The following is a 15,101-nucleotide window of genomic DNA, read 5'->3' on the forward strand; positions in this document are numbered from 1 at the left end:
GCTGAAGTATATACTCGCCTTGGCGAATGCTGAGTGTATGTAGAATTCGGGAACGAGTATCTTTAGACCGCCGCAATGCAACAGTTCTGCCGAAGTATATGAATCATTTAACGGCGGATTACTGGCGCGGTTTACCGCGCTCAGCGTTTTCAGGTGGCGACGTGGGAAACCTCTTTATCAGGAGAGTATATGTCCAAGATGTTCCAGTGCCCGGTCGTTGGTGTAGGGTTGTTGATCATTGGCACATCGAGAACGGTGGGCTTGCCACTGGCGATTGCCGCTTCCAATGCGGGCAACAGTTCATTGGCAGAACTCAACTTGTGCCCCTCTGCACCGTAGGCTCGCGCAATGTTAGCATAGCCCGGCCCGTTTGCGGGCGCGGCCGCTGATCCGGGGAACGTTGTTCCATAGGTCAGACCGTAATGCGCCTTTTGAAGGCCCGCGATGGTGCCGAAGGCGTTGTTGTTCATAACCAGCCAGATGATACCCAGATCAAGTTCGACTGCTGTTGCGAGCATCGACGGATTTTGACCGAAACCGCCATCGCCGACCAGGCTGATCACCACACGATCAGGTGCTGCCAGCTTCGCGCCGATCGCGCCCGGAGGGCCAAAACCCATCGTCGCGAACCCGCCCGGGGTCAGGATTGAACCGGGCGTCAAAATGTCGAACTGTTGCCCCACACCGTTCTTGTTCCACCCAACGTCCGTAGTGATGATGGCGTCCTCGGGCAGTGCCTTGCGGGAATCTGCCAGAATACGCTCGGGCATCATTGGAAAGGCCGATGACGTCGCCATTTCCTCGTTGCGCGCTTTGAAATCCGTCCGGAAGCCAGCAATCTTCTGTTCCAGCGCGGGGCGTTTGAATCCGTCCGGATACATCTCGCGGGCGACCCGGTTGAGAACGCGTAGTGCTGCTTTAGCATCCGCGACGGCGCCGATCTCGGTGGGATAGTTCCGGCCGATCTCTTGCGGTTCGATATCGATATGAATGACCTTCGAGCCGGGAATGTTGAAAGTGTAGCCGGGATACCAACTGGAGCAATCTGCCTCTTTGAACCGAGTGCCCACGGCAAAGATGTAGTCCGCATTCAAGCAGGACTGGTTGACCAATTCGGTGCCCCAAAACCCGGTCATTCCCAGCACAAGCGGATGGTCGTCCCGCAACGCGCCTTTACCCATAAGGGAATGCGCGACTGGCAGGCCCATATGTTCAACAAATTCTCGCAACTCCTCGCTGGCTTGTGCGAGAAGAATACCACCTCCGACATAAGCGACTGGGTTTTCAGCCTTCGCCAACGCTTTGACGATCTCTCGCGCAGTCTCATCATCAATCGACGGTTTCTTGAGCGCGCGGGTGTTGTCGCGGATACGGTCGAAGCTGTCCGATGGGATCACCTCTGAAAAAATGTCCATGGGGACATTGACCAGCACAGGCCCGGGTTGGCCACTTTCGGCCAGATGGAACGCCTTCTCCAAGATTTCGGCCATTAAATCCGCGCGGTCTACCCGCCAGGCACGTTTGACAAAGGGGCGGTAGATCTCCCACTGGGCCGCGTCTGCATGGAGGTTCACTTCCTGATGCGGATGCTTGCCGTAGTAATACGTGGGAATGTCACCTGCGATCACGACCATCGGGATACAGTCTAGTGCAGCGTTGGCGACCCCGGTGGCGCAATTAGTCAGTCCCGGGGAGAGATGGGACAGCACCACCGAGGCCTTGCCCGTCACCCGGGCATAAGCATCGGCCGCGTGGCTTGCGATTTGCTCATGCCGCACGGTGACGAAATCAATGGGGCTTTCCGCCAACGCGGCCAGCACCGCGATATTCGTGTGGCCGCATAGACCGAACACATGTTTGACCTCACGACGTTCGAGGAAGTCGACAATGTGTTCGGCAACGGTTTTGCCATCCAGTTTCGCTCCGTCCATTACGCGACCTCCCGTCCGTAGAACTCACCGAACAGCTCCGGCTCCGAGGGGCGATCCTCAGGCGTAGGACGGCTGACCCAGGTGTAGTTCATCATGTGTTTCATGGTGACGTTTTCGTTGGTGATGTTGCCGCCCCAGATGCCGCAGCCCAGGCTGCTGGTCATAGGCATGCCATTAGTCCAGGCACCTGCGTTGGCCTTGGATTGTGGCTGCCGCACCATCATGCGGCTGACCGGAGCCAGACGCGCTAACCGGTCGATGTGATCGTCATTGTGGCTGTAGATGCCGCAGGAATGGCCCTTGCCCCCGGTGTTGTAGATCTGGCTGACCGTTTCCAGCGCGTCATCGAACGTGTCGAAGTGATAAAGCGCCATCAGAGTGGTCAGTTTTTCCCTGGAGAACTTGTGCTGCGGGCCGATTTGCCCCTGATTTTCAACCATCAGGAATTTGCGATCTTCGGGGATGTCAAAACCGGCGACCTTAGCCGTTTGCTGCGGCGGACAGGCAATGGTCGGGAACGTACGGCTGCCCTTATCGTCCCACATAGCCGCTTCGAGCATGGCCTTTTCTTCATTCGAACACAGATACCCACCTTCGGCCTCAAGCGCTTTGACCATATCGTCGTAGACCGAACGCTGGATAATGATGTTGCCGTCGGCCGAACAACCCGAGCCAAAGTCGGATGTCTTCGAAATGCGTGTGTTCTGAGCGGCGACGTCCAAGTCGGCTGTCTCATCGATGACGATGGATGAATTGCCCGCGCCGACACCATAGGCTGGACGCCCAGAACTGTAGGCCGCTTTGACCATCGGCTTACCACCCGTTGCCAGAGTCAGGTCACAAATCTCCATGAGGTGCTGTGTTAATGGGATCGATGGTTTGCGGATCGACTGGAATAGGTCTTCGGGGGCACCGGCGGCACGGCAGGCTGCGCGCATGACCTCGACCATTTCGAAGGTGGTATGGGCGGTTCGCGGGTGCGGGCTGAAGATGACCGCATTCCGGGCGTTCGCGGCGGAAACGCCGGTCACCGGTGGTGTCATCGCCGGATTGGTCATCGGGATCAGCGATGCGATCACACCGGCAGGTTTGGCGTATTTCACCAATCCTTTTTCCTCATCAACCTCAACAATTCCGGTCGAAGGGGTACGCAGGACATCCCGCAGCACCATGTGGATTTTGAACCGCTTCGCGGGACGCCCTTCGCGATCTCCAATGCCGCTTTCGTCCACGCCCTGCTGGGCCAGACACGTGAAAGTTTTCTCGTTCCCAGCATACCACGCAATGGCCTGAGACAGGCGGTCCAGCCTGTCCTGATCCCAATCCTCGATCTCGGCCATGGCAGCGCGGGCGCGTGCCAGCATATCGGCCGCGAGTTGTCGGTCGTTTTCAGTGAGCTCTTTGCCCATGATGATCCTCTTGGTGTTTTAGAATTGCTGCATCGGGCATACGGCGCTGAGATCGCGCTGAGCCGAATGTTCGCTTGGCGTGGTTGAGACAGCGACGCGCGTGTTCTTCATATCCCAACTCGGCAACGCGGCTTTGGTTGGGCAATTCAATGGAATAGTCGACGGGCGGCATCCGTTCGATGATGCCGGTGAAGTCAATCCAGCCTTCGCCGGGATAGAGCCGCGCATCGCGGGCCAGTTGGATCATGCCCTCACGCGTATCGGCGATGCCGGGCAGGCAATCAGAGATATGCAGGAAGTGAAACAGGCCCGAGGGGACGTGTAGCAACTCTCCCAAATCCACGCGGCTGAGATGCAGATAAAGCGTATCAACCAGAATACCACCATTCGGCTGATCAGAGGCGCGCACAATATCCAGCGCCTCATCCAGCGTGCGCAAGCGAGAGAAGCTTGGGAACTCCAAGTCCACAGTTAGTCCGTAGGGCGCGGCCAGTTCGCAGGTCTCAGAATAGACATCGATCAGAAAGTCACGATCATCACGGGTGTTGGTCCACGCGCTCATTATCATGCGTTTAGCGCCCAGTTCCCCGCCAATCTCAAGTGAAGGTTCAAAACTGCGCGGATCAACATCTTCGGTAATGCGCGCAATCTCGACATCCAGGACTTTCAAACCGGTGGTAGAAAGAGCAGTTTTGGTGGCCTGCACCTGCGCCTTGTCGATCGGGGATTGAGTGAACTCTCCAGGCACATGCATCGGAATGAAGCGGGGACTGACGGCATCGTAACCGGCCCGGGCGGCGATATAGACCAGCTCGGGCGGCGTACAGCCAATCAGCGTCAGATGCGCCAAAGAATAGAGAGAGGGGCCTGCGCCAGCCTCTTCTGGTTTCACCATGAACGACAGCTCCACGTGTCTGCGAATCTCAAATTCATCACATGTAGTAAAAAATATCTGATATTTTTGAAAATATCAACTTTTAAAACAGAGCAGGAAATGAAAACGCCCGGGCAACTGCCCGGGCGTGCTTAACCTTCGTGTTGGCAGAGCCTTAGAGAGTGACCCAGTCCCCTCCGGACTGGTGAGAGCGCACAGAGGCGTCAATGAATCGGACACCGTCTGCGCCTTGTTCTACGCTTGGATAAGTAAGCCAATCGGCCGGAACGGTAACGCCATCCCGACGCGCGGCTACGGCCATAGCAAATTCCGTATAGAGGTTGGCCCAGGCTTCGATAATCCCCTCGGGGAAGCCGCGCGCGGTACGGATCAGGCGTTCCGCGCCGGGGCCGATACCATGCCCGTGACCTCGGCTGATGATGCGATCTGGCTCACCAAACCGATTGAACTTAAGCTGCTCCGAATTCTCCAAATCCCACTCGAGGCCTCCTTCGCTCCCGAATATCCGGAAGCGCAAACCGCCTCGATTTCCGGGTGCAAGTCGCGTTGCCATGAGGGTGCCTGGAACCTCATTTTGGTAACGAGTGAACATGAACACCGTATCTTCCAAAGGCTTTGGCGCGCCGCAGACATGGAATTCGGCCCTCAGGTCGGTCATCGGCAGGCCCGAGACAAAGCTGGCGAGATGCGCAGCATGGGTACCGATATCGCCGACACAGCTGGTCGGGCCAGAAATCTTTGGGTCCAGCCGCCATTTGACATGGGGTGCATCAGCCACATCATCGGGCGTCATCCAGTCTTGCATGAACTCGACGTGGATTTGGTTGATTTTACCGATGCCGCCTTCCGCCACGATTTGTTTGGCCTGACGGATTACTGGAAAACACGACATCGCATAGCCGACAGCAAAGATGTGTCCGGTGCGCGCGGTAATTTTCTCAAGCCCTTCGGCCTCGGCAACTTCGTTGGTCAGAGGCTTGTCGCAGAGCACGTCAATTCCTGCCTCCAGAAACGCTTTGGCCGCTTCGAAATGAACGTGGTTCGGGGTAGTGATCATGACGGCATCCACACCATCCAGGCGCGCCGCCTCGGCCTTTGCCATCTCGTCGAATGACGCATAGCACCGATCGGCCGGCAGAAACCACTCGGCCCCACGCGCCTTGCTGCGCGCAGCGTCAGAACTGAGCGCGCCTGCGGTGACCTCCCAACGGTCGGTCATCCGCGCAGCCGTTGCTTGCGTGACAGAGATCCGTCCTCCGCCAACAACGCCCAGTCGCAAACGGCGAGACAACCGGGGGAAAGGTCCGTCAAAGTTCAGGTCTTCGGGTAAAAGTCTCTCAGCCATTCTGAATCTCCATGTCCGGGACCCGCGCGCCTTCCGGCAGCATTTCCACCGCCATGAAAATGCTGGGGGCAATCGTCTCGTACTGATGCCAGGGATAGTTGCCTTCAGCGTCATACATCGGTTTGTGCGTCGTGCCAGGGGCCATGAATTCTTCGAGGTAAAGGGTTTCAACATCCCGCTCACGGCATTGCTGCATTTTGCCAAAGCCTACGATTTGCGTATGCACTTCGCGAAACCCCGGTACCGGGCAGAACGGATGATCCTTGTGCAATCCGACATTCAATGGGACCGAACCGGAATGGTACATGGTCAGTCCAACGTTACCCACGAAGACCTTTGGCGACATGTAGTGGCTGACACCGCGCAGACGTTCCTCTTGGCGAACATCAAAAGCAGATGGCCATGTATCTTTCACCCATGCGAACAACTCGTTGTCATCCGCATGGGCGTCGAAATCGTGGACAATGACTGCACGTTCCACGCCGCTAAGCGTGCTGTCTTGCACGATCACAGAGGAAAGCGGTCCAATGGTCTGATCCTCGACAGAGAGATTTCGCCCCCCAAGGTTAAGGACGATGGCGCGACCCTCGATAGAAATTCTGCGCTCGTCAGTTATGTGCTGGACGCGAAAGAATGGCTGAACAAAGTCGAGTGTCTCAATCGGCATGAACCAATTCCTTCCTTTCATCGTTAAGGAAATCGACCGGCAAAAGCTCCGGAGCCGCGCAACGGCTTTCTATCGTCTGATAGGCGCCAAATTTCGGTGCCCGTTCGATCGCGTCCATGACCTCGAAAACATGGTAGGCAAGCGCTCCACTTGCACGGGGTTGGCGTCCTTCTTGCGCCGCCAGGGCCAGATCCAAAAGGCCGAGCCCACGGCTGTCTTCATTGAACCCGTGTTTGTTTTCGACCACCTGCCAGTCTTCGCGACCGGTTGGACGAGGCTGATGAGACCAGCGCGAGGTCTCCCGCGTTTTCAGCCAGACATCCCCTTGAAAGATATTGGCACCATGAACCGGGTCAGGATCAGGAATGCTGATGGTGCCGTTTTCACCGTATATCTCGAACCGCGGAGTTTCGCTGTCCCAGACGTCGAAGCTCATGGTCATCGACCCTATAGCTCCGGATGAGAACTGAAGTAGGCTTAGGGAGTGCGTGTCGACTTCGACATCTATCCATTCGCCGTTGCGAGGGCCGTTTTCGATCATCCTATTGTCGAACGTGCGCCGAGCCATTCCGGCAACCCGGTCAACGGGACCAAGGCAGCAGATCATGGCGGTCAGGTAGTACGGCCCAAGGTCCAGCAATGGCCCACCACCCGCCTTATAGTAGAAATCCGGGTTGGGATGGTGGCGTTCTGTCCCGTGGGTACCGACATGGGCAAAAACCCCTGTCGGTTTGCCAATTGCACCTTCGTCGATCAAGCGCCGAACGGTCTGCCAGCGACCGCCAAGAAATGTGTCGGGCGCACAACCGACCAGTAACCCTTTTTCAGAGGCCATGTGCAGGATCGCTTTACCATCCGTTCGATTCATAACCAGCGGCTTTTCGGAATAGACGTGCTTGCCCGCCTCCAACGCGCGCAGGCTGATTTCGGCATGCGCCGCCGGAATTGTCAGATTCAGAACGCAGTCGATCGTCGGATCGTCAAACACTTCATCTGGCGTGCAGGCCTTGGCGATGCCGTATTGATCCGCTTTGGCGCGGCTTTCAGAAGGATCAAGGCTTGCACAGGCCGCGACTTCGATGCCCGAAAATTTGGATAGCGTTTTTAGATAGATATCGCTGATACGACCACAGCCGATAAGGCCGACCCGGAAGGATTTCGATGTCTCACGTGTCATCATTCCTGTCTTCGTAGAGGGGTAAATAATTCGGGGGCATCGGTCCTTTGTTTCGACCGCCCTGGTTCATCTGCTCCCAAGCGTGGGCGAGTATTCCGACCGAGCGGGACAGACAGAATAGCCCCCGCGACAAGGGCGCAGGAAAGCCAAGTTCGCAGAAGATCACGGCTGTCGCGCCGTCAATATTCATGGCAATTGGCCGACCGCCTCGTTGACGACCGAGTTCGGCTTGAACCTCTTCTCCGATATCGGCAAACCGGCCAGAAACTGTGCCTTCTGCAGCCGCATCACGAACAAGTTGCATCAATCGCGGTGCACGTGGGTCGACGGGCTTGTGAAACCTGTGACCAAAGCCCGATACGATCTTGCCGTAGGTCTCGCGCCAGCTGTCCAAGCCATCCCGAACAGCGTCAATCAGCGAAGCTCCGGCATCCATGCGGACCGCGATATCATAGTACAGCTCTGCGCACTGCTCTCCTGCCCCACCATGCACGTCGCCCAGCATGTTCACCGCAGTCGCCATCGCGTTGTTGAGGCCAACCCCGCAGGTGGCCGCCATGCGCGCAGCCGCGATCGAAGGGGCCTGCGGGCCGTGATCCACGCCTGCGACCAAAGCGGCTTCGAACAGGCGCGCTTGCGCGTCGCTGGGCAGATCGCCCCGCACCATCAGCCAGATCATCTGCGGGAAAGATACGTTCCCGATCAGGTCCTCTAAGGCGTTGCCACGAAAAGCGATCTGACCGGGCTTCATGTCGATGATGGAGGTACGCCACCATTGGCGAATGGCGCGCTCATCCATTGTCATGTTTTCATCCAGCACAGTCATTGAGTCTGCACCTCTTTGAGCGTCTGGGATTTGCTTTGCGCGGCGAGGCGAATGGGCGCGTTACGCGCGCCATACCCGGCATAGCCCATGCGGCGTTCAACAATTTCGAAGAAGAAGCCGTTAAAGATGGGGCGGCTGAATATCTGAAAATACTCGGAACCCGCTGCCCGGTCGTAGAGAATGTTGCCTCGGCGTAGTTGGGCAACCAAATCGTCATCCAATCCGAATGTCGCTTGCAGATCAACGTAGTAGTTTTCAGGGATGGACAGGCTGGGAAAGTTGGACTTGAGCAACTGGGCTGCGGTTTCAAAAATATCATCTGATTGAAAGGCAATGTGCTGAACACCAGCCCCAAAGCCATCTTCAAGGAATGACGCCGCCAGTGTTCGGCGCCCAACGGCCCCGTTCAAGTTCAGGCGCACTTCGCCTTCGGGGCTTTCAATGGCTTGGCTTTGCACGACGCCGGACGGGTCTGCAACGTTAACGATTGGCGACTTCGCCATCTCAAAAGTAGAAATGTAGTAGAGCAGCCAGCTTTGCATCTCATCGTGGCGCATCGTTTGTGCCAGATGGTCGATACGACGCAGACCGGCAGGTTGGGTCGCTTTGGTTTTGGCGACAGGCTCGAACTCGATGTCCCACACACGATGCAGATCGGATTTCTCATCGATGAAATGAACGACGTTGCCACCAACGCCCCGAATGGCCGGGATGTCCAGTTCCCCTGTTCCCACCGGTTGTGAGAAATTCGGCGCGCCCAACGCGGTCGCGCGCTGAACCGTCTGACCCGCATCCTTGACACGCAACCCCATGTCACAAACGGAGGGGCCGTGACCCAGGAACGCCGAATGGGCAAAACCTTCTTTTTCGGTATTCACAACGATGTTTATGGCACCCTGTCGCCACAATTCGACGGACTTGGTGACATGCTTTCGTTCCATTCGAAAACACATTGCTGACAGCATATCTGCCAGCTGAGCGCCGCTTATCTCATCGGCAGTAAATTCGACAAACTCAAAGCCTGACGCATAGACGCGTTCCGGCAGGTCCGGGATGCCAAAATCGGTTCCCGGCTCGGTCCGAGATACCTCATCCAGGAGGTTCACCAGCGACCTGTAGCTGTCTCGGGCCAGTGTCCGGCCACCGGGTTGAGGAGCTGCTTCATTGACACGCGCAATGGACCAAGGCCCCTTGTACCCAGCGCGGGACAACACCCGTACGAAGCCCGCAAGGTTCAGCGACCCAAGCCCTGGAAGAAGCCCAAAGTGCCGTTTGAGCCTGCGAATATCCATCTCAAGTCGGGGTGCATCGGACAGTTGCACATGGAACAACCGCTCTCCGGGAATGTCCCGAAGGCGGGCGGGTTTGGACCCGTCAGCGAGCGAGAAGAATGAGTTCAAAGCCAGCCCCAAATGAGGGCTGTCGATTGCTTCAACGACGCCTAACGCCAGCTCATCCGAATGAATAAGATCCGACCATGGCAAGCCCATATAGGCCAGACGCAATCCCATCTCTTTCGCGATCTTGGCCGCCTCGCCAAGATCTGCGATGACCTGTTCTTTGGTTGCCGCGGCATCGACCTCGAAGGCAGATCCGATTAACAGCAATTCCGTTCCCAACTCGCTCATCAGATTGAGTTTGCGCTTCAATCGATCAAAGGCGCGCTCACGTCCGGCATCGGGCTGGCCTTCAAGGTTATGGAAGGGTTGTAGCAGGCAAATCTTCAGGCCGAGGTCCGATGCAATTTCGCGGACTTGCGATGGCGGTCCGTCAAAAGCGGTCAAATCCGGTTCGTGTAATTCGACACCCCTGAATCCCGCGTCAGCGATGGCACTCAGTTTTTCGGCCAGATCACCGGGGATCGACGTTGTCGAAACCGAGAGGCACATTATCCCTGATATCCAAACATACGCGGCAACCACAGGACCAGATCAGGCATCAGCATCATGATCACCAGGGCGAAGATGAGCACCGCCAGGAAGGCCCAGATTTCCGAGATGATTTCACGCAGCGGAATGTCCGTCACGGCGTTGATCACAAAGAGTAGAATGCCATAAGGCGGCGTGATCAGACCGATCATGGAGTTCACGACGACCAGCACTCCGAAATGCACCAGATCAATGCCGAGCGCTTCGCAGGTTGGAATGAACAGGGGCACGATCACCAGAATGATCGTCGTTGCGTCCAACACGCAACCCAGCGCGAGGATCAGCAAGTTTACGAGGATCAGGAACACAATCGGGCTGACATCCGAACCCTCCAGCAGTGCCGAGATCGACTGTGGAATCTGTTCCTGAATGACGATGAAGTTCAGAATGAACGCGCCGCCAATGACCACCCCGACGGCTGCGGAAGAGCGCGCGCTGTCAACGAAGACTTGATAAAGGCCACGGAAGGAGAGTGCGCGGTAGAACAACGCTGCCAGTAGCAGGGCGTAGAATGCAGCTACGGCGGCAGCCTCGGTCGGAGTGGTGACGCCCCCATATATGCCGTAGAGCAGGATTGCGGGCATCAGCAGTGCCGGGAATGCGTTGGCGGTTTTTGCAGGCAGTTCGCGCAGTGGAACAGGTTCTTCCAAAGCAAAGTTCCGCTTGCCGGCCAGATAGTAGTTCATCGCCATCAGGACGATGCCCATGATCAGACCTGGCAGAATGCCAGCAAGAAACAGCGACCCAATAGACGCCTTTGAGACCAGCGCATACAGAACCATCGGGATCGAAGGCGGAATAATCGGGCCGATCGTCGCCGATGCCGCGGTAATCGCAGCCGCATAACCTCGGCTGTAGCGGCCATCCTTGGTCATCATCTCAATGATGATCTTGCCGATCCCCGCAGCATCCGCGACGGCCGAACCGGACATACCCGAAAAGATCAGAGACGCTACTACGTTTACGTGCCCGAGGCCGCCCTTGAAACGACCGACAGCAGCGACGCAGAAGTTCAACAGACGGTCCGTGATCGACCCAGCGTTCATGATATTCGCAGCGACGATGAACAAAGGCACGGCAAGCAGGATCGTGCTTTTGTAGAAGCCTTGCAGGATCTTCTCGCCCGCGAGGGCGACGTCCAGTCCGGCCGTGCCCAGGTACACTAATGAGGCCAAGAGGATGGAATAGCCGATAGGTGTCCCGATGCCTGCCAGAAGAAAGAGAGCGAGCAGGCAGGAAAGAAGTTCAAAACTCATTTGTCAGCGTCCTCGTCGTCTTCCACATCGACACGGGGATGGTCGTCGACCACGTTAAATCCCACGACCATTTCAAGTTCGGTTTTTGGCGGCCCGTTGCGCATGATGTCAAAGAACAGCCACCCGTAGCGCGCCGCCACAACAAGCATGAACACGACATAAATCGAGAACACGGTCCGCAGCGGTATCTTCTCACCCGAGAACGGATTGCGGACAGTCGATGTCTTGCGGATTTTCATCCAGTCGATGTAGTCCCACGTCGGCAGGAAACTGTAGAGCATCCCGACCACGATTGCCGCGGCTGCCAGCATCGCAAAGATCTGGCGCACCCGCATCGGGACCGAAAGATAGATAATGTCGAATTTTACGTGATCCCGCTCGCGCACGATGAAGGCGCAACTGAAGAAGATCACCCAGACCCACAAGATACCGATCAGTTCCAGGGTCCATCCTGCGGGGGTAAAGAAATACCGCAGCAGGATTTGTAGAAGGAAAATCAGGAAGATTGCCGCCAGCATCCCGCCGGCAATTGCTTCGGTCAGTCGGGAGAACCCCTTGATGAAGGCTTTCATTGTGGTTCTCCCTCCCTTCGCTACTCAGATTTAGTTGCCCAGAGTGTTGATCTGCTCGAGCACGCCTTCCGGCCAAGCGCCCGCGAATTCGCTGTCCAGATACATCGACTGTACCTGATCGCGGAACGCGGCGAGGTCGGGTTCGTAGATTTCCATGCCCTGTTCTTTGAGGAAACTGACTAGGTCTTCTTCTTTTTGCAGCTGCTTCTGGCGACCCGATTCAGCTGCCGCGTCAGCAGCTTCCTGAACCTTGGCCTGCTGTTCGGGTGTCAGCCCATCCCAAACTTGTTTGCCAATGGCGATATAGTTCAAATCAACCAAGTGCGATGTCAGTACGATCTGATTAGTCACTTCGTAGAATTTGGCATCAACCACGGTCGGCAGCGGATTGTCCTGACCGTCAACGGCACCGGTCGATAATGCCGTATAAACTTCGGAGAATGCCATTGGTGTCGGGGCAGCACCCAGTGCCTTGCCAAGGAACTGCCACGCATCGGTGCCCGGCATCCGCAGGTTCACACCTTCCAGATCGGCGGGCGTCGCAATTGTCAGCTCATCCTTTGGCTGGCGCAGGTTCACCTGACGTCGGCCCAGATACATGACTGACAGGAGTTTTACGCCCAGTTCCTCTTCGGCCTTTTGCTTGAAGGCATCCATCAATGGGTCGTTGAAAACGGCCACCTGATGCGCGGCGTCCTGATGGACATAGCCTGCGGTAAAGATCGAAAACTCGGGGAAGAACTGTGCCAGTTCCTGCGCCGAAGTGATCGACATCTCCAGGTTGCCCCGGCTGAGAGCGTCCAACTCAGTGCCCTGAGCGAAGATGGTACCGTTATAGCTGGGTTCATAGCTTGCGAAATCGGCGACCATGGGCGCGAAAACTTCGGCCATTGCGACCGAACGCTGATCGGTGTCCGATCCTGATGTTGCGAGGCGTAGTTGTACTTTGTCTTCCGCCAGCGCCCCACTTGTTGCGCTAATCAGTACACCGGTTGCGACCAGGGCTGATACTGCAGCCCGTCGGGTAAATTTTGTAATCACTTTGCTCCTCCCTGAGACATCATGATGCTTCCTTTTTGACGATTCCGAGTTTTGACCTATTTTGACCATTTTGCAAGATTTTTTGCAAAATATCTGATATTTTATATTACCGCCGCCTCCGTTTTCGAATTTTGTTGAAGACTTTCTATCCGGACGGTCTCTCCAGTTCGGCAGGAATTTTGAATAGCTTCAATGACTTGAAGTGTTCTCAGGCCTTCCCACCCCGACACAATTGGTTCCGCGTCGTGCCGAGCCACTTCAACGAAGTGCCTGAGTTGATTGACCAATGGGTCCGAGGCACCCTTCTTTAGAGCCGTTGACGAGATTGGTGTCCACCAGTCCCTCTGCTCATCTTGGTAGCCCCAAAGTCGAAGATCGGGGACGGATAACGACCCATGAGAGCCACCAATCATGTAACTACTCTCAGTAGTCGATGGATAGATTGGATATTCCTGAGAGGTCATCTCCCAGCTCCACGGAGCAACGATGCTGTCGGACACGCTTATTGTCCCAATCGCTCCGCCTTCGAACGTCAACAATGCCCCGGCAACGTCTTCATTGTCATAACCGCGCTTCGATGCAGCTGACTGCGCCTGTACGGTCACAACCTCGCCGGCCAGATACCGCAGGAGATCGACATCATGGACAAGATTGACCGAGATGGGCCCCGCACCGGGTTTCATGCGCCACGGCGCGGCCTCAAAATACGTGTCGGGTTTGTAAAACCAGCAGTTTGCGTGGACCGCGCGAACATCTCCAATCTTCCCTTTTACGATGGCTTCCTTAGCTGACTTAATCAGAGGATTGTGCCGACGATGATGTCCGACCATTAGCGGCACATTGGCCTTCTCCGCTTCTTCGACAAGCTCAAGTGCTGCAGCAGCTTCCACGGCGATCGGTTTTTCGACCAGTACGGCACACCCATGTCGAACACACGTGAGGCCTTGTTGCACATGAAGCGTCGTCGGGGTCGCAAGTACAGCACCGTCCGGCGTCTGACTTGCGAACATTTCCTCGAGGGTTTCGAAGTGTGCTACCCCGTGCTCAACAGCGTACGCACGGCCTTCGTCGCTGGGATCGACAACTGCAACAAGATCGACATGACGCAACGCTCGGATAGCGTCTGCGTGACGACGTCCTACAAGGCCAATGCCAACAATGGCTATGCGAAAGTTCATTGACACTTTGCTTCCTTCCGGAGGGTCCGGAAAAATCCCGAAACCGAAAATTGCGACCGGGCTGCATTGCCCAACTTGACCACGACCGTATTGGCGTTTTGCCGATTCCACAATAATGTATGGTATTTTTATTTTTACCATACATCGGTTTGGATTGCTGACGTCTACGAAAAATGCTAAATGAACGAAGAAACTAAGAATATCGGGTGAAACGCATGGCGAAACAGCCGTCTACGATTGGTGCAAGCACCTATCAGCGCATCAAGCGGGATATCATTTTCGGAGAGTTGCAGCCTGGCTCCAAACTGAAGCTGGACGCCTTGAAGGAACGCTACTCGGCAAGCCTTTCGACGCTTCGTGAAACCCTCAACAGGCTTGCCAGCGACGGATTTGTCGAAGCCCCTGAGCAACGGGGCTTCCTGGTTACGCCGGTCTCGCGCGAAGATCTGACCGAGATTTCAGAGCTGCGAGTCCTGTTGGAATGCCACGCGCTGGAGTTGTCCATTGCGAACGGCGACACGGATTGGGAAGGCAACCTTGTTGCAGCACACCACAAGCTTCATCTTATGGAACAGCAGCTTCTCAAGGGTGACGAGTCCGAGAAAGAGACTTGGAAGCGGTATGATTGGGAGTTCCATCAAGCGATGATCGCGGCCTGCAACTCCAAGAACCTTCTGTCTCTGCATTCGATCATCTACGATAAATATCTGCGGTATCAGATGCTCGTACTGACCTATCGTGGCGAAGATGCGGTTAAGGAGCACAAGGGAATGTTCGACGCCGCATTGACCAGGGACGCGGGCACGGCCAAGAAGCTGTTGGAAGATCACATCCGAAACGGCCTCGCCCACACTTTGGAGGCAATGTAGATCATTC

The 15,101-nt window shown here is 56.1% G+C and carries 13 protein-coding genes; 1 reads left to right on the plus strand and 12 read right to left on the minus strand.

Annotated features, from left to right (window positions below):
• Window positions 1–149 precede the first annotated feature (149 nt).
• The 12 genes from AC2FLA_RS17175 to AC2FLA_RS17230 form a co-directional block, all read right to left on the minus strand.
• The gene (locus AC2FLA_RS17175; RefSeq protein ID WP_496723812.1) at window positions 150–1,931 is read right to left on the minus strand and encodes a thiamine pyrophosphate-binding protein; all 1,782 of its coding nucleotides are present in this window, start codon (window positions 1,929–1,931) and stop codon (window positions 150–152) included.
• A complete protein-coding gene (locus AC2FLA_RS17180; RefSeq protein WP_496723814.1) occupies window positions 1,931–3,340 on the minus strand; it encodes an aldehyde dehydrogenase family protein in 1,410 nt (469 codons plus the stop codon). Before AC2FLA_RS17180 ends, AC2FLA_RS17175 begins: the two co-directional genes overlap by 1 nt.
• Window positions 3,321–4,235: a sugar phosphate isomerase/epimerase family protein gene (locus tag AC2FLA_RS17185; RefSeq protein WP_496723816.1), complete on the minus strand. Its 915-nt coding sequence runs from the start codon at window positions 4,233–4,235 to the stop codon at window positions 3,321–3,323. The genes AC2FLA_RS17180 and AC2FLA_RS17185 overlap by 20 nt, the downstream gene beginning before the upstream one ends.
• A 154-nt stretch (window positions 4,236–4,389) precedes the next feature.
• A complete protein-coding gene (locus AC2FLA_RS17190) occupies window positions 4,390–5,580 on the minus strand; it encodes a Gfo/Idh/MocA family protein (RefSeq protein ID WP_496723817.1) in 1,191 nt (396 codons plus the stop codon).
• Window positions 5,573–6,247 (minus strand): hypothetical protein, encoded by a 675-nt coding sequence (locus tag AC2FLA_RS17195; RefSeq protein ID WP_496723819.1) that lies wholly within the window; start codon window positions 6,245–6,247, stop codon window positions 5,573–5,575. The genes AC2FLA_RS17190 and AC2FLA_RS17195 overlap by 8 nt, the downstream gene beginning before the upstream one ends.
• The gene (locus AC2FLA_RS17200) at window positions 6,237–7,424 is read right to left on the minus strand and encodes a Gfo/Idh/MocA family protein (RefSeq protein ID WP_496723821.1); all 1,188 of its coding nucleotides are present in this window, start codon (window positions 7,422–7,424) and stop codon (window positions 6,237–6,239) included. The genes AC2FLA_RS17195 and AC2FLA_RS17200 overlap by 11 nt, the downstream gene beginning before the upstream one ends.
• Window positions 7,414–8,229, minus strand: coding sequence for a citryl-CoA lyase (locus AC2FLA_RS17205; protein ID WP_496723958.1), 816 nt, complete (start codon window positions 8,227–8,229; stop codon window positions 7,414–7,416). Before AC2FLA_RS17205 ends, AC2FLA_RS17200 begins: the two co-directional genes overlap by 11 nt.
• Window positions 8,230–8,246: 17 nt before the next feature.
• The gene (locus tag AC2FLA_RS17210) at window positions 8,247–10,139 is read right to left on the minus strand and encodes a bifunctional sugar phosphate isomerase/epimerase/4-hydroxyphenylpyruvate dioxygenase family protein (RefSeq protein WP_496723823.1); all 1,893 of its coding nucleotides are present in this window, start codon (window positions 10,137–10,139) and stop codon (window positions 8,247–8,249) included.
• The gene (locus AC2FLA_RS17215) at window positions 10,139–11,434 is read right to left on the minus strand and encodes a TRAP transporter large permease (RefSeq protein WP_496723825.1); all 1,296 of its coding nucleotides are present in this window, start codon (window positions 11,432–11,434) and stop codon (window positions 10,139–10,141) included. The genes AC2FLA_RS17210 and AC2FLA_RS17215 overlap by 1 nt, the downstream gene beginning before the upstream one ends.
• A complete protein-coding gene (locus tag AC2FLA_RS17220; RefSeq protein ID WP_496723828.1) occupies window positions 11,431–12,006 on the minus strand; it encodes a TRAP transporter small permease in 576 nt (191 codons plus the stop codon). Before AC2FLA_RS17220 ends, AC2FLA_RS17215 begins: the two co-directional genes overlap by 4 nt.
• 30 nt (window positions 12,007–12,036) lie before the next feature.
• Window positions 12,037–13,047, minus strand: coding sequence for a sialic acid TRAP transporter substrate-binding protein SiaP (locus AC2FLA_RS17225; RefSeq protein WP_496723830.1), 1,011 nt, complete (start codon window positions 13,045–13,047; stop codon window positions 12,037–12,039).
• Window positions 13,048–13,148: 101 nt separating this feature from the next.
• On the minus strand, window positions 13,149–14,366 hold the full coding sequence (locus AC2FLA_RS17230) for a Gfo/Idh/MocA family protein (RefSeq protein ID WP_496723832.1): 1,218 nt from the start codon (window positions 14,364–14,366) through the stop codon (window positions 13,149–13,151).
• 74 nt (window positions 14,367–14,440) lie between these two features.
• Here AC2FLA_RS17230 and AC2FLA_RS17235 point away from each other — a divergent pair, with 74 nt between their 5' ends.
• Complete coding sequence (locus AC2FLA_RS17235) at window positions 14,441–15,094, plus strand: GntR family transcriptional regulator (protein WP_496723834.1); 654 nt, start codon at window positions 14,441–14,443, stop codon at window positions 15,092–15,094.
• The last annotated feature ends 7 nt before the right edge of the window (window positions 15,095–15,101 follow it).

This window comes from Ruegeria sp. CDSA033 (genome assembly GCF_059612305.1).

Excerpts from the sequence above, each read along its gene's own strand:
- AC2FLA_RS17175 (WP_496723812.1), bottom strand. The coding sequence starts at position 1,931 with ATGGACGGAGCGAAACTGGATGGCAAAACCGTTGCCGAACACATTGTC.
- AC2FLA_RS17180 (WP_496723814.1), bottom strand. The coding sequence starts at position 3,340 with ATGGGCAAAGAGCTCACTGAAAACGACCGACAACTCGCGGCCGATATG.
- AC2FLA_RS17185 (WP_496723816.1), bottom strand. The coding sequence starts at position 4,235 with ATGGTGAAACCAGAAGAGGCTGGCGCAGGCCCCTCTCTCTATTCTTTG.
- AC2FLA_RS17190 (WP_496723817.1), bottom strand. The coding sequence starts at position 5,580 with ATGGCTGAGAGACTTTTACCCGAAGACCTGAACTTTGACGGACCTTTC.
- AC2FLA_RS17195 (WP_496723819.1), bottom strand. The coding sequence starts at position 6,247 with ATGCCGATTGAGACACTCGACTTTGTTCAGCCATTCTTTCGCGTCCAG.
- AC2FLA_RS17200 (WP_496723821.1), bottom strand. The coding sequence starts at position 7,424 with ATGACACGTGAGACATCGAAATCCTTCCGGGTCGGCCTTATCGGCTGT.
- AC2FLA_RS17205 (WP_496723958.1), bottom strand. The coding sequence starts at position 8,229 with ATGACAATGGATGAGCGCGCCATTCGCCAATGGTGGCGTACCTCCATC.
- AC2FLA_RS17210 (WP_496723823.1), bottom strand. The coding sequence starts at position 10,139 with ATGTGCCTCTCGGTTTCGACAACGTCGATCCCCGGTGATCTGGCCGAA.
- AC2FLA_RS17215 (WP_496723825.1), bottom strand. The coding sequence starts at position 11,434 with ATGAGTTTTGAACTTCTTTCCTGCCTGCTCGCTCTCTTTCTTCTGGCA.
- AC2FLA_RS17220 (WP_496723828.1), bottom strand. The coding sequence starts at position 12,006 with ATGAAAGCCTTCATCAAGGGGTTCTCCCGACTGACCGAAGCAATTGCC.
- AC2FLA_RS17230 (WP_496723832.1), bottom strand. The coding sequence starts at position 14,366 with ATGGTAAAAATAAAAATACCATACATTATTGTGGAATCGGCAAAACGC.
- AC2FLA_RS17235 (WP_496723834.1), top strand. The coding sequence starts at position 14,441 with ATGGCGAAACAGCCGTCTACGATTGGTGCAAGCACCTATCAGCGCATC.